Genomic DNA, 12,750 nt, shown 5'->3' with positions numbered 1-12,750 from the left:
GCACCGTATATTCTCCGTCGTTCCTGTATTGTCACACGAATCCTGCAGCGCCGCGTCGGCGGCGCGGAAGACACCGCTTGTGATTTTTCGCGACCAAGGCATAGCTCGCCTGAGCCATTGGGGGCACGCATGTCCACCGCCCGCAAAGCTGCCAGTCTTTCGCTTGATGCATCGCTTCTGTCGGAAGCGCGGGAGTTGAAGCTCGACGTCAGCCGGGCGGCCGAGGAAGGCCTTGCCCGCGCCGTCAAGGCCAAAAAGGAACGGCTTTGGAGGATCGAGAATGCGGAAGCGATAAAAGCCGCCAATGATTATGTCGAAAAGCACGATCTGCCTCTGGCAAAATACCGGCAATTTTGATCGTCCGCTTCCACGTCTATCAATTCGGAAATGAGATAGCGCTGGATATACAGGCCAACCTTCTGGATGCGCTTCACACCCGCGTGGTGGTGCCGTTGGTCCCCGAAAGCGAATTGCCGTTCGCCTCAACCCTCGCTTCGAGATCAACGGCGTAGACTATGTCATGATGACGGAATTCCTTGCCGCGGTTCCTGCCACCGAACTCGGCGTCAGGATCGCCGATCTCTCCGCCCGAGCCGACGAGATTGTCGCCGCGACCGACTTCCTCTTTCAGGGCTTTTGATGCAAGAAACAGCAAGGCGGCGGCCAGCCTGATCTCTACCGGCCACCGTCCTGCCTCCGTCACTCGCCCTGCGGAATACGTGCAATCACCTTGATCTCAAAATCGAAGCCCGCCAGCCAGTTGACGCCGACGGCCGTCCAGTTGGGGTAGGGTTTTTCCGTAAACGTGGCGTCCTTCACGGCAAGAACCGTTTCGAACTGCTTTTCCGGATCGGTGTGGAAAGTGGTCACATCGACAATGTCGTCGAACGTGCAGCCCGCCGCCTTCAGCACAGCGCGGAGGTTTTCGAAGGCAAGCTCGACCTGCTTTTTAAAATCCGGTTCGGGCGAGCCGTCTCCGCGGCTGCCGACCTGGCCCGAGACGAAGAGCAGATCGCCCGAGCGGATCGCCGCCGAATATTTGTGGATCTCGTAGAGCGCCTGCCGTCCGGCGGGGAAGACTGCATCGCGTTTGGTCATTTCATTCTCCTGTTGAACCGTGCGGGCCGGATCGCAATCCCGGTCCGCTTTGTCGGGCATCCGGTCGCATACGTCCCGTATGTCAATTGATATAAGTCATACATCGCGTATGTCAATTCACATACGCGATGTATGTTTCTTTCTGCCGTCACATGGAACAGGACCCGATGCCGTAAATGGCGGGAGCAGAGCCGGCGCCCCGGCCAACCCAGCCGCCTATAGCGGAAGCCGCCGGCCCATCCGATCTCCCCCCTTGTGGGGGAGATGCCCGGCAGGGCAGAGGGGGGTATGGTGAGGCAAATCAAGACCTTGCGAGAAATCTGCAGAAAAAATCGCCTCCATTCATCCCCGCCTTCTCACCTTGTGCCTCCATTCATCCCCGCCTTCTCACCTTGTGCCTACAATCGTGCCGTCCCGCATCGGATACACCGGAAGGCGTTCCGGCGAGGCGGGGCCGGCGCCGGATGTGAGGAAACGACGTAAGTCCTTGCATTCGGGGTCCGCGGAAAATGGTCTCCCTCTGGCGACGTGGGGGCGGATGAGACGCTGTCGGACCGACGTCTCGTTTCGCTTCCTTGCATTGTGCGCCGGGCGTGCCTGTGAGGCATTGGAAGGGTGACGGGACAGCGCCATGCGGCGTCCGGGGGTTTTGCTTGAAAGCCCGGCCGCGCGGCGCAGGTGGAAGACGGTGCCCCCGACGGCTCGCGAATGAGCAATCGGGACCGGTGGTCATGGCCGCGGCACCGTAAGTCTAAAGAGCGTGCATGACACTCTCCCGCTCAGGAGGGACACGCCACAGTTCCCACAAACCCCGTCATCGCAGAGGGACCGGAGTCGCGGATAAAAACCGCCGAACGGGGCGCTGAGAGGTGTCACCCAAAACTAAAATATAAGAGGCAGCTTTCAGCGCCCCGTCCGATCCTCGGGTTCAACCAAATTCCGACCATCACCAAGGGACGAGTCTGCCCGATGATATCGCCTGGCAACAATCGGTCCTTACTTCGGTGCCCAGGGCATCGGACGCCGGTTCAGGAAAGCATCGATGCCGGCGCGGCCTTCATCGCTTTCCCAGCGGTCGGCGAGCAGGCCGATGCTGTAGGCAAGCGGATCGCCGGCAGTTCCCCTGGCAAGGCTCCGCACGAGGCTTTTGGCGCCGGAGACCGCGCCGGACGCGCAGTCCAGAAAGGCCGCGACCTCCTCCTCGACCGCCGCATCCAGCCGGCCGGCCGGGCAGGCGGCGGAGACGAGGCCGATCTCGCGGGCCATGACCGCGTCGAAACGGCGGGCGTTGAGGAAGAGCCGGCGCGCATGACCTTCGCCACTGCGGCGCACGACATAGGGGCCGATCGTCGCCGGGATCAGTCCGAGCCGCGTTTCGGTGAGCGCGAACTCGGCATCTTCCGCCGCGATGACGATGTCGCAAACCGCCATCAGGCCGATGCCGCCGCCGAAAGCGTTGCCCTGCACCCGGCCGATCAGCGGCTTGGGCAGCTCGTCCAGCGCCTTCAGCATCAGCGCCAGCGCCGTCGCGCCCTCGATCTTGCCCTGCCGGTCCTTTTGCGCCTGATCGCGCATCCATTGCAGATCTCCGCCGGCGCAGAAGGTCGGGCCGGAAGACGCCAGCACCACGACCCGCACCGCCTCGTCCGCCGCAAGCCTTGTCGCCGCATCGGCGAGTTCCGTGATCATCGCGGCGTTCATCGCATTGTGCCTGTCCGGGCGGTTCAGCGTCAGCATTGCTACGCCGCGCGCATCCGTCTCCAGCATCAGCGTGTCGTAGCCGCTCATCAGCGCGCTCCCCTCAGACTGCGGGCAAAGGCTTCCGCTTCCGCCAGCCGGTGGCGATCGATCCCCGTCTCGAAGCCGAGCGCCGCCAGATGATCTACCGTCCTGCCCGTCGCGACATTGCCTTCGGCGCCCGGTGCATAGGGGCAGCCGCCGAGCCCGCCCGCCGCCGCATCGAAGACCCTCAGCCCCTTTTCGAGCGCGACCGTGATGTTGTCGATGGCACGGCCGTTGGTGTCGTGGAAATGCCCGGCCAGATCGGCAGCCGGCAGCCGCTCCAGCACGGCGTCGAGCATGGCGGCGACGCGTTCCGGCGTGCCCGTGCCGATCGTGTCGCCGAGCGAGATTTCGCAACAGCCGAGACGCCGCAGCCACTCGGCCACCTCCGCGACCTGCACCGGCGGCGTCGGGCCGTCATAGGGGCAGTCGACGACGCAAGAGACATAGCCGCGCACCGGAACACCATCCGCCCCCGCCCGCAAGATCAGCGGCGCGAAACGCTCGAAGCTCTCGGCGATGCTGCAATTGATGTTCTTCCGGCTGAAGCCTTCCGAAGCGGAGGCGAAGACCGCGACTTCGTCCGCCTTCGCGGCAAGTGCTGCCTCGTAGCCGCGCAGGTTGGGCGTCAGCACGGTGTAGCGCGTGCCGGGCCGGCGTGTAATACTGGCCATGACCTCCGCGCCGTCGGCCATCTGCGGCACCCGGTCGGCGCGCACGAAGCTCGTCACCTCGATCCTCTCGAAACCGCAAGCGGAGAGCATGTCGACCAGCCGGATCTTGTCGGCGGCCGGAATGATCCGCTCTTCGTTCTGCAACCCGTCGCGCGGGCCGACTTCGTGGATGCGAACGAACTCAGTCATGGCCTGTCTCCGGGGGCGGCTCCAGCACCAGCAGGACAGCCGCTTCCAGCACCTGCTCGCCTTCCGCGACCAGCACTTCGGCAATCCTGCCGTCGCGCGGGGCGGAAAGCGCCAGTTCCATTTTCATCGCCTCCATCACCGCCAGCGTCTCTCCCCTGGAGACATCGGCTCCCACCGCCGCCCGCAGGAGCTTCACAAGTCCCGGCATGGGCGCGACGATCCGATCCCCCGCCCCCGCCTCCTCCTGATCGCCGGCAAGCGGATCGACGAAACTGAAATGCCAGCTTTCGCCATCCTTGAAAACGGTGACGTCACGGTCGCCCCGGATCGCATGCAGCCGATGTTTTCGACCATCGGTCTCGATCAGATACGCGTCGCCCGAACGGCCGAGATGCAGGTCGATATCCTTGCCATCGACGGTCGCGGCATAGGCGCCCTCGCCTCTCCTCCTGAACGAGATTTGAACGTGGTGCCCGCGATGGTCGAGCGCCACGAAATCGCTAGCTTCGGACCACAGGCGGAACCCGGACAGGCTTGCCCAGGGGGCGCGGGAAGAGGCCGGCTCCAGGGCAGCCGAAAGGCTGAGCGCGGCCAATGCGACGACCTCGAAAGGAGCAGGGTGCGCCATCGTCAGTTCGGCCAGATGACGCTCGATCAGGCCGGTATCGGGATTGCCTTCCACGAAATCCGGCTCGTTCGCCAGCCGGCGGAGAAAGGATGCATTCGTCGCGACGCCGGTGGCGCGGACTTCGGCCAGGGCCGTCGAAAGCCGGGACAAGGCTGTGGCGCGATCCGGTCCATGCGTGATCACCTTGGCGATCATCGGATCGTAGAAAGGCGAGATACGGTCGCCGGCGCGCACGCCACTATCGACGCGGGCAATATTTTCCGGCAGGTCGAGATGGGTCAGCATGCCAATGGCAGGCAAAAAGCCGCGTTCGGCATCCTCGGCATAGAGCCGCGCCTCGAAGGCCCAGCCATCGATCGAAAGCTCGTCCTGACGCTTCGGCAACGGCTCGCCGGATGCCACGCGCAACTGCCACTCGACCAGATCGATCCCGGTGATCGCCTCCGTCACCGGATGCTCCACCTGAAGCCGCGTGTTCATCTCCATGAACCAGAAGCGGTCGGGTTTCAGGCCCTCGGAACTGTCCGCAATAAACTCGACCGTGCCGGCGCCGGAATAGCCGATCGCCTCAGCCGCCTTGACCGCCGCCTCGCCCATCGCGCGGCGCATATCCTCCGGCATGCCGGGGGCCGGCGCTTCCTCGATGACCTTCTGGTGGCGACGCTGGAGCGAGCAGTCGCGCTCGAAGAGATGCACGACGTTACCGTGGTCGTCGCCGAACACCTGGATCTCGATATGGCGCGGATGGGCGATGTATTTCTCGATAAGGCAGGCGGCATCCCCAAAGGCGGCCAGCGCCTCGCGCTGGGCAGACGCCAGGGCATCCCTGAAGGCCGCGGCGGTTTCGATCCGTCGCATGCCCTTGCCGCCGCCGCCGGCGCGCGCCTTGACGAGGACGGGGAAACCGATGCGCTCGGCCTCGCTCAACAGGAAGTCCGGGTTCTGATCGGTCCCGTGATAACCCGGCACCACCGGCACGCCCGCCTGTTCCATCAGCGCCTTGGCGGCATCCTTCAGACCCATGGCGCGGATGGCCGCGCCGGAAGGACCGATGAAGCGAAGGCCGGCGGCCGTGACCGCTTCGGCAAAGTCCGGATTCTCCGAGAGAAAACCGTAACCGGGATGGATGGCATCGGCGCCAGCGCGAAAGGCCGCGTCGATGATCCTGTCGCCGCTCAGGTAACTTTCCGACGCAGGCGACGGGCCGATATGCACCGCCTCGCCGGCAAGCTCGACATGCAGCGCATCGCGATCGGCATCCGAATAGACGGCAACCGTTGCAACATCCAAACGATGGCAGGTGCGGATGATCCGGCAGGCGATCTCACCGCGATTGGCTATGAGGACTTTCTTGATCATCATCCGCCCTCACATCCGGAACACGCCGAAGCGTGTTTCCTCGATCGGCGCGTTGAGCGCGGCGGAGAGGCTGAGAGCCAGGACTTGCCGCGTCTTCGCCGGATGGATGATGCCGTCGTCCCAAAGCCTTGCGGAGGCATAGAGCGGGTGGCTCTGCTCCTCGAACCGGTCGAGCACCGGCTGTTTGAACGCCGCCTCCTCTTCGGCACTCCACGACTTGCCGCCGCGTTCGATCGCCTCGCGCCTGACCGTCGCCAGCACGCCGGCGGCCTGCGGGCCGCCCATGACCGAGATGCGGCTGTTCGGCCAGGTCCAGAGGAAACGCGGCGAATAGGCACGTCCCGCCATGCCGTAATTGCCCGCGCCGAAAGAGCCGCCGACCAGGATCGTCACCTTCGGCACCGACGTGGTGGCGACCGCCGTCACCAGCTTGGCGCCGTGCTTGGCAATGCCTTCCGCTTCGTAGCGCCTCCCAACCATGAAGCCGGTGATGTTCTGCAGGAAGACGAGCGGGATTTTCCGCTGCGAGCAAAGTTCGATGAAATGCGCGCCCTTCTGCGCGCTTTCGGAGAAGAGCACGCCGTTGTTGGCCACGATGCCGACGGGAATTCCGAAGACGTGGGCGAAACCGCAGACCAGCGTCGTGCCGTACCGCGCCTTGAACTCATCGAAACGGGAGCCATCGACGATCCGGGCGATTATCTCGCGGATGTCATAAGGCGTCGAAAGAGAAGCGGGGACGATCGCGGCGATCTCTTCCGGATCGTAGAGAGGCTCCTCCGGCTTTTCCAGCACGACGGTTTCCGGCTTGCGGATATTGAGACCGGCGACCGCGCGGCGGACCAGCGCCAGCGCATGGGCATCGTCCCGGGCGAGATGGTCCGCAACACCAGAAAGCCTTGTGTGGACATCACCGCCGCCGAGATCTTCGGCGCTCACCTCCTCGCCCGTTGCGGCCTTCACCAGCGGCGGACCGGCCAGGAAAATCGTGCCTTGGTCCCTGACGATGATCGCCTCGTCAGACATGGCCGGCACATAGGCACCGCCCGCCGTGCAGGAGCCCATGACCGCGGCGATCTGGGCAATGCCCCTGGCCGACATGCGCGCCTGATTGTAGAAGATGCGGCCGAAATGATCCCGGTCCGGAAAGACCTCGTCCTGGTTCGGCAGGTTGGCGCCTCCGGAATCGACCAGATAGACGCAAGGCAGACGGTTTTCCTCGGCGATCTCCTGGGCGCGCAGATGCTTCTTCACCGTCATCGGATAGTAGGTGCCGCCCTTCACCGTCGCATCGTTGGCGACGATCATCACCTCGCGGCCCTCGACCCGGCCGATACCGGTGACGATGCCGGCCGAAGGGCTCGCACCGCCATAAAGCCCGTGCGCCGCGGTGGCGCTCACTTCAAGGAATGGCGAGCCGTGATCCAGAAGCCTTGCGATGCGCTCGCGCGGCAAAAGCTTGCCGCGTTTGACATGCCGCGCCCGCGCTTCCTCGCCGCCGCCCGCCTCGGCGAACGCCACGGCCGCCTCGATCTCCACGAGTTTCGCATGCATGGCGGCGCGATTGGCTTCGGCCAGCTCGTTCCTCAAATTGACCTGCGAGCGGATGACGGCCATCAGGCGGTTTCCCGGAAGAGTTCGCGGCCGATCAGCATGCGGCGGATTTCGGACGTGCCAGCGCCGATCTCCATCAGCTTGGCGTCACGCAGCAGCCGGCCTGTCGGGTTGTCGTTGATATAACCGTTGCCGCCGAGCACCTGGATCGCCTGCAGCGCCTGTTGCGTCGCCTGTTCGGAGGCATAAAGGCAGCAGGCGGCGGCATCCTGCCTCGTCACCTCACCGCGATCGCAGGCGCCGGCGACCGCATAGACATAGGCGCGGGCGGAGTTCATCGCCGTATACATGTCGGCGACCTTGGCCTGGATGAGCTGGAACTCGCCGATCGGCTGGCCGAACTGCTTTCGCTCATGGACATAGGGCATGACCACATCGAGGCAGGCATGCATGATGCCGACACCGATGCCGGCCAGCACGACCCGCTCGTAATCGAGGCCGGACATCAGGACCCGCACGCCGCCGCCTTCCATGCCCATGACGTTTTCGGCCGGCACTTCGTAATCCTGGAACACCAGTTCGCAGGTATTGGAACCGCGCATGCCGAGCTTGTCGAGCTTCTGGGCGGTCGAGAACCCCTTGAAGCCTTTCTCGATGAGGAAAGCGGTAATCCCCTTCGGTCCCGCAGCCGGGTCGGTCTTGGCGTAAACCACAAGCACATCCGCGTCCGGGCCGTTGGTGATCCACATCTTGCTGCCGTTCAGCACGTAACGGTCGCCGCGCTTTTCCGCCCTGAGCTTCATGGATACGACGTCTGAACCGGCGCCAGGCTCCGACATGGCAAGCGCGCCGACATGTTCGCCCGAGCAAAGTTTCGGCAGGTAGCGCGCCTTCTGCTCGGCGTTGCCGTTGCGGTTGACCTGATTGACGCAAAGGTTGGAATGAGCGCCATAGCTGAGCGAAGTCGAGGCGGAAGCACGGGCGAGCTCCTCGACGGCCACGACATGGGCAAGATAGCCAAGGCCCGAGCCGCCGAAATCCGGATCGGCAGTGATGCCGAGCAGGCCGAGGCTCCCCAGTTGCGGCCAGAGATCGCGGGCGAATTCGTTGCTGCGGTCGATCTCTTCAGCGCGCGGCGCCAGTTTCTCCTGTGCGAAACGATGAACCGTCTCGCGCACGGCCTCGACCTCCTCGCCGAGAGCGAATTTCATACTTGCGTGGAACACCTCGTCTCCTCCCGGTGCACCAAGTTTACTATGAGAAGGTTGTGGGGCAGCCGCGAGACATCGTCAATGACCTCGCGAGAGATCGCAATATCCGGTCTTTTCCGAAGCGGGCTTTGAAAAAAGATTGCCTTATTCGGGCAGATGACGCGGGTTCAGGCCCGGAACCCATTGAGTATTCGGCAGATCGGTTCCGGAAAAAGTCGCGCCGCCTTCCGTCCTGCAACGATAGATGCGGGTCGGTGCAACGTCGCCATAGAGGATGTCGTATCTGCCGCGCGGCCGATAGACATATTCGATATCGCTGGAGCAGGTGTAGGAATCACGCCTTACGCGCTCTTCTTCCGGCACCACGCCCGGAAGGTTCCTGAAATAGGTCGGCTGGCTCCTGCGGAACTCGTCGCGATCCGCGGCAAAGACATCCATGGGGAAAAGCACGGCAACAAGCAGTGCCACGAACATCACGGCCGGCAATACCCACGCACCCTTGAGCATCATCATCTCACTCCTCATCCGCGAAACCCACGGATGAATCCAAGATATGGACGGCAAGGTTTTCATTCCATGGGACTGTTCCCACGTTTGCGTGATCATCGCCGGTTATCCCAAACGGCGATAGCCTGTCGGCTGTTCGTACAGCCACCCGATACGCTTCACCGCCTCTTCGAAGCCTTCGCGGGCGACGCTCATCGTGTGGCCATTGGCGTGGAGAAGCGTTTGCTCGTTCTCCATGATGCCCACATGGCCCTTCCAGAAAACGAGATCGCCGCGGCGAAGTTCCTCGCGGGTGATGGCCGAACCGATCGAAGCTTGCATGTCGGAATCGCGCGGTGCGGATTTTCCGACCATCATCAGGGATAGTTGTACCAGGGCCGAGCAGTCGAGGCCGAAGCCGGAACGGCCACCCCACAGATAAGGGGTCTCCATGAATTTCTCCGCCACCGCGACATAGTCGTCCCCCATGGTCCCGGCGACAGGCAGGCAATGACGCGCAATCACCGCCTCGCCGGTCGAAAGCACGAAGTAGCGGGTGCCACGGGTCTCCACATCGCCGACCACCGTGATGCGACTGCCCATGGAGAGAGTTGCAGTCGGTGGCTTTCGCAATTCCGGCTCGGGATAAAGGAACGTTCGCTGGACTGCAATGCGATGGGTCGGCTCCTCGGGGGTGCCGAGCATCGTTTCCGGCAGGTAACCGACGTAACGGTCCTGATCCGCTTGAACCCAGGCAAAACCGCCGGCGCGATCGAAAACCCGCACCGTTTCACCGAACAGAAGTTCGGTATCGATGCCGCGAGCAAGATCAGGTCCCGAACGCAGTTGCGCCACCGGCACTGCAATACGAGCCGGCTCGCCACGAACGAAATTCGCGGCCTCGACACTTCCTTTCAAGGTCTCGTCGGCGAGATCGGGGCGGAAGGCATGCAGGCGTCTGTCGAGTATTTCCATCATTCTTCAAGCTCCAGGCTTGCGGCCTTCCCGGATGATCAGGTCACCCAGTTTTTCAAGAAACAGTGCACCAGCCACCGTGCGCTTGATGACGACGTTGCGGCGGTCGCGCTCGTCGCGTTCGCGGTCCACCAGCCCCATCTCGCCCATCGTATCCAGCGCGCGGGTGACGACTGGCTTGGTGACGCCCAGCGTGGCGGCGAGCCCGCGCACCGTATGCGGCGGCGGCACGAGGTAAATATGCAGCAGGATCGACATCTGGCGCAATGTCAGATCGCGTCCGTCATGCCGCACCTGCTCCAGCGAGACCCGGCGCCAGAGGCCCAAAGCTTCTGTCGCCGTCAATTCAACCGGCATCGTGATCCTCGGCTCAAATCCTGTCGATCGTAGAGCGAAGGTCTTACCGGTTCGTTTCAATCACCTAGCGGCCATGCCGCGGATCACCTTGTAGAGTGCGCGGATCGCGAAAGCTTCACCGCCGACCGGCGCGTGTGGCTTATCGGCCAGAACCCAGGCATAGATATCGAAATGCGCCCAGCTCTTCGTCGCCGTGACGAACCGCTTCAGGAAAAGTGCCGCGGTAATGGCGCCAGCCATGCCGCCGGAGGGCGAGTTGGTGATATCGGCGGCGCGGGAGCGGATATCCTTGTCGTAGCCCATCCAGAGGGGCAGGCGCCACATGGGATCGGCCTCCGTCTTTGAAGCCTCCATAAGCTTCGCCGAGAGCGCTTCGTCATCCGTGAAATAGGGCGCAAGCTCCGTGCCTAGCGCGACGCGGGCAGCCCCCGTCAAGGTCGACATGTCGATCATCAGGTCCGGCGGGTTCTCGTCGGCATAGGCGAGCGCGTCGGCAAGGATGAGCCGGCCTTCGGCATCGGTATTGTCGATCTGCACGGTGACGCCCTTGCGACTCCTGTAGATATCGCCGGGACGGAAGGCATTGCCAGAAATGGAGTTCTCGACCGCCGGCACCAGCACCTGCAGATCGACCTTCAGGCCGGCATCCATGATCATCAGGGCAAGGCCCATGACATTCGCCGCGCCGCCCATGTCCTTCTTCATCAGGGCCATGTTCGCTGCTCCCTTGATGTCGAGGCCACCGGTATCGAAGCAGACCCCCTTGCCGACCAGCGTCACACGCGGATGGCCTTTTTCGCCCCAGCGCAGTTCGAGCAGACGCGGCGGCGAGACGCTGGCGCGACCGACCGTGTGGACCAGCGGAAAATTCTGCTTCAAGAGGTCTTCGCCGACGATCGAGGTGACGGTTGCGCCGTAATGTTCGCCGAGCGCCCGGAAAGCCGCTTCCAGCTCAACCGGTCCCATTTCGTTCGTCGGGATGTTGACGAGGTCGCGGGCCAGGAAGACGCCCGCGAGCTGACGCTCGATATCGGCGAAATCGGCCGCTTCCGATAAGGAAAACCGGACATCCTTCTGCTTGTCAGACTTGTAGCGGTTGAAGCCATAGGTGCCTAGACCATAGCCGAGAGCGAGATGATCCGCGGCCAGCGCCGTCGTCTCGACATGCCAGTCGCCGGGCGGAAGGAGTTTTGAGAGCTTCCCGGTCATGAAGGGCGCTTCCGACGGATCACTGCCGAGGCCAAAGAAGGCACTGGCGACCTTCCCGTCACCACCCGGCACGAGAAGAAGCGCGCCGGCCTCCGCCTTGAAACCTGCCGCTTTCGCCCAGGCGAGCGCTGCGGCATCAAATTTCCCCGCTTCCAGATCGGCGGGCATGACGGCATGAACCGGCTTTGTCACCGCGCCTTTCGCGCTGAAGGGAGAAGGACGTTGGATATACTGATAGGGTGTCATGGGGCGAGCCTTCGGAAGCGTCTGGAATCGTTGGTTTTAACGGTCTGTTAGGGTTAACAGTTTATTGCTGGAGTGGAAATGCGCCATATGCCCGCCGTCGGATCGAAAACGAGAAAAGCGCCGGCACCGGACCACGACGAGACCCGCACGATGACCGCTCCTGCCGCCCCGACATTCCGCAAGACCTGCTTCGCCCGGACCGCCGCAATCGCACTTCTGGCGATTTCGGTTGCAGGTTGCGCCACAAAGCCGGACGCGCGGACGACCGGCTCGATCCCGCGGATTTCCGCCGCATCGCTGGACGGGATGAATGCAACGGAGCTTTCGAACACCGAGAAATCGATCGGTGCCGCCTATGTCCGTGATCCGAAAAACAAGGAGATCGGCCTCAGATACGCAACCGTGCTCGGCATGACCGGCAAAACCTCGCAGGCGCTTGCCGTCATGCAGCAGGTGGCAATCGCCCATCCGGCCGACCGCGATGTGCTTGCCGCCTACGGCAAGGCGCAGGCCGCTGCCGGCCAGCTCGAACAGGCACTCGCGACGATCAACCGGGCCCAGACGCCGGATCATCCCGACTGGAGGCTCTATTCGGCGGAGGGCGCCGTGCTCGACCAGCTCGGCCGCTCGGAAGAGGCGCGCCAGAAATATCGTCTCGCGCTCGATGCGCAGCCGAACGAGCCGAGCGTGATCTCCAATCTCGGCATGTCCTACGTGCTCTCCGGCGACCTCAGGACGGCCGAAACCTATATGCGCAACGCCGCCGGCCAACCAGCCGCCGACAGCCGGGTGCGCCAGAACCTCGCGCTCGTCGTCGGCCTGCAGGGCCGTTTTGCGGAAGCCGAAGAGATCGCCCGCAGGGAGCTTTCCCAGCAGCAGGCGGATGCCAACGTCACCTACCTGCGCGCAATGCTTTCGCAGCGGAGTTCCTGGGCCAAGCTCGCCGACAAGGACGGCAAGGCAAAAACCGCCACAAATTAAT

At 63.4% G+C, this 12,750-nt stretch carries 12 protein-coding genes and 1 pseudogene; 3 read left to right on the top strand and 10 right to left on the bottom strand.

The genetic code is table 11. The features are described from left to right. Positions 1–129 precede the first annotated feature (129 nt). Together J2046_RS31030 and J2046_RS31025 are read left to right on the top strand one after the other, a co-directional pair. On the top strand, positions 130–357 hold the full coding sequence (locus J2046_RS31030; protein WP_210058419.1) for a type II toxin-antitoxin system CcdA family antitoxin: 228 nt from the start codon (positions 130–132) through the stop codon (positions 355–357). Then, positions 354–640, top strand: a pseudogene (locus J2046_RS31025) (CcdB family protein). The gene J2046_RS31030 and the pseudogene J2046_RS31025 overlap by 4 nt, the downstream one beginning before the upstream one ends. 59 nt (positions 641–699) lie before the next feature. Here J2046_RS31025 and J2046_RS31020 read toward each other — a convergent pair. The 10 genes from J2046_RS31020 to J2046_RS30975 all read right to left on the bottom strand — a co-directional run bounded on the left by J2046_RS31020 (position 700) and on the right by J2046_RS30975 (position 11,768). Continuing rightward, complete coding sequence (locus J2046_RS31020) at positions 700–1,098, bottom strand: RidA family protein (protein ID WP_210058417.1); 399 nt, start codon at positions 1,096–1,098, stop codon at positions 700–702. A 996-nt stretch (positions 1,099–2,094) separates the two neighbouring features. Then, positions 2,095–2,886, bottom strand: coding sequence for a crotonase/enoyl-CoA hydratase family protein (locus tag J2046_RS31015; protein WP_210058415.1), 792 nt, complete (start codon positions 2,884–2,886; stop codon positions 2,095–2,097). Continuing rightward, positions 2,886–3,743 carry a hydroxymethylglutaryl-CoA lyase gene (locus J2046_RS31010; RefSeq protein WP_210058413.1) on the bottom strand — a complete coding sequence of 286 codons (858 nt, stop codon included), beginning with the start codon at positions 3,741–3,743 and terminating at the stop codon, positions 2,886–2,888. Before J2046_RS31010 ends, J2046_RS31015 begins: the two co-directional genes overlap by 1 nt. Further along, positions 3,736–5,730 (bottom strand): acetyl/propionyl/methylcrotonyl-CoA carboxylase subunit alpha, encoded by a 1,995-nt coding sequence (locus J2046_RS31005; protein ID WP_210058412.1) that lies wholly within the window; start codon positions 5,728–5,730, stop codon positions 3,736–3,738. The genes J2046_RS31010 and J2046_RS31005 overlap by 8 nt, the downstream gene beginning before the upstream one ends. A gap of 9 nt (positions 5,731–5,739) precedes the next feature. Then, positions 5,740–7,347, bottom strand: a complete 1,608-nt coding sequence (locus J2046_RS31000) for a carboxyl transferase domain-containing protein (RefSeq protein WP_210058410.1) — start codon at positions 7,345–7,347, stop codon at positions 5,740–5,742. Beyond that, entirely contained in the window at positions 7,347–8,495 is a 1,149-nt protein-coding gene (locus J2046_RS30995) for an isovaleryl-CoA dehydrogenase (protein WP_210058474.1), read from the bottom strand. Before J2046_RS30995 ends, J2046_RS31000 begins: the two co-directional genes overlap by 1 nt. 144 nt (positions 8,496–8,639) lie before the next feature. Continuing rightward, positions 8,640–9,005, bottom strand: a complete 366-nt coding sequence (locus tag J2046_RS30990; RefSeq protein ID WP_210058408.1) for a hypothetical protein — start codon at positions 9,003–9,005, stop codon at positions 8,640–8,642. Positions 9,006–9,107: 102 nt separating this feature from the next. Continuing rightward, a complete protein-coding gene (locus J2046_RS30985) occupies positions 9,108–9,959 on the bottom strand; it encodes a C40 family peptidase (protein ID WP_210058406.1) in 852 nt (283 codons plus the stop codon). A 3-nt stretch (positions 9,960–9,962) separates the two neighbouring features. Further along, complete coding sequence (locus J2046_RS30980) at positions 9,963–10,313, bottom strand: MarR family transcriptional regulator (protein WP_037159557.1); 351 nt, start codon at positions 10,311–10,313, stop codon at positions 9,963–9,965. 60 nt (positions 10,314–10,373) lie between these two features. Then, positions 10,374–11,768, bottom strand: coding sequence for a leucyl aminopeptidase family protein (locus tag J2046_RS30975; protein WP_210058404.1), 1,395 nt, complete (start codon positions 11,766–11,768; stop codon positions 10,374–10,376). 150 nt (positions 11,769–11,918) lie between these two features. On the opposite strand from J2046_RS30975, the gene J2046_RS30970 reads away from it, so the two are divergent. Continuing rightward, positions 11,919–12,749: a tetratricopeptide repeat protein gene (locus J2046_RS30970; RefSeq protein WP_210058472.1), complete on the top strand. Its 831-nt coding sequence runs from the start codon at positions 11,919–11,921 to the stop codon at positions 12,747–12,749. The last annotated feature ends 1 nt before the right edge of the window (position 12,750 follow it).

This window comes from Neorhizobium petrolearium (assembly GCF_017873175.1).
GTDB lineage: Bacteria > Pseudomonadota > Alphaproteobacteria > Rhizobiales > Rhizobiaceae > Neorhizobium > Neorhizobium petrolearium.
The sequence above is the reverse complement of the archived record's forward strand: the minus strand, read 5'-3'. Positions and strand labels throughout refer to the sequence as shown.

What these genes read in the sequence shown, in the direction of transcription:
- J2046_RS31030 (WP_210058419.1), top strand. Translation starts at nt 130, where the DNA reads ATGTCCACCGCCCGCAAAGCTGCCAGTCTTTCGCTTGATGCATCGCTT.
- J2046_RS31020 (WP_210058417.1), bottom strand. Translation starts at nt 1,098, where the DNA reads ATGACCAAACGCGATGCAGTCTTCCCCGCCGGACGGCAGGCGCTCTAC.
- J2046_RS31015 (WP_210058415.1), bottom strand. Translation starts at nt 2,886, where the DNA reads ATGAGCGGCTACGACACGCTGATGCTGGAGACGGATGCGCGCGGCGTA.
- J2046_RS31010 (WP_210058413.1), bottom strand. Translation starts at nt 3,743, where the DNA reads ATGACTGAGTTCGTTCGCATCCACGAAGTCGGCCCGCGCGACGGGTTG.
- J2046_RS31005 (WP_210058412.1), bottom strand. Translation starts at nt 5,730, where the DNA reads ATGATCAAGAAAGTCCTCATAGCCAATCGCGGTGAGATCGCCTGCCGG.
- J2046_RS31000 (WP_210058410.1), bottom strand. Translation starts at nt 7,347, where the DNA reads ATGGCCGTCATCCGCTCGCAGGTCAATTTGAGGAACGAGCTGGCCGAA.
- J2046_RS30995 (WP_210058474.1), bottom strand. Translation starts at nt 8,495, where the DNA reads ATGAAATTCGCTCTCGGCGAGGAGGTCGAGGCCGTGCGCGAGACGGTT.
- J2046_RS30990 (WP_210058408.1), bottom strand. Translation starts at nt 9,005, where the DNA reads ATGATGCTCAAGGGTGCGTGGGTATTGCCGGCCGTGATGTTCGTGGCA.
- J2046_RS30985 (WP_210058406.1), bottom strand. Translation starts at nt 9,959, where the DNA reads ATGATGGAAATACTCGACAGACGCCTGCATGCCTTCCGCCCCGATCTC.
- J2046_RS30980 (WP_037159557.1), bottom strand. Translation starts at nt 10,313, where the DNA reads ATGCCGGTTGAATTGACGGCGACAGAAGCTTTGGGCCTCTGGCGCCGG.
- J2046_RS30975 (WP_210058404.1), bottom strand. Translation starts at nt 11,768, where the DNA reads ATGACACCCTATCAGTATATCCAACGTCCTTCTCCCTTCAGCGCGAAA.
- J2046_RS30970 (WP_210058472.1), top strand. Translation starts at nt 11,919, where the DNA reads ATGACCGCTCCTGCCGCCCCGACATTCCGCAAGACCTGCTTCGCCCGG.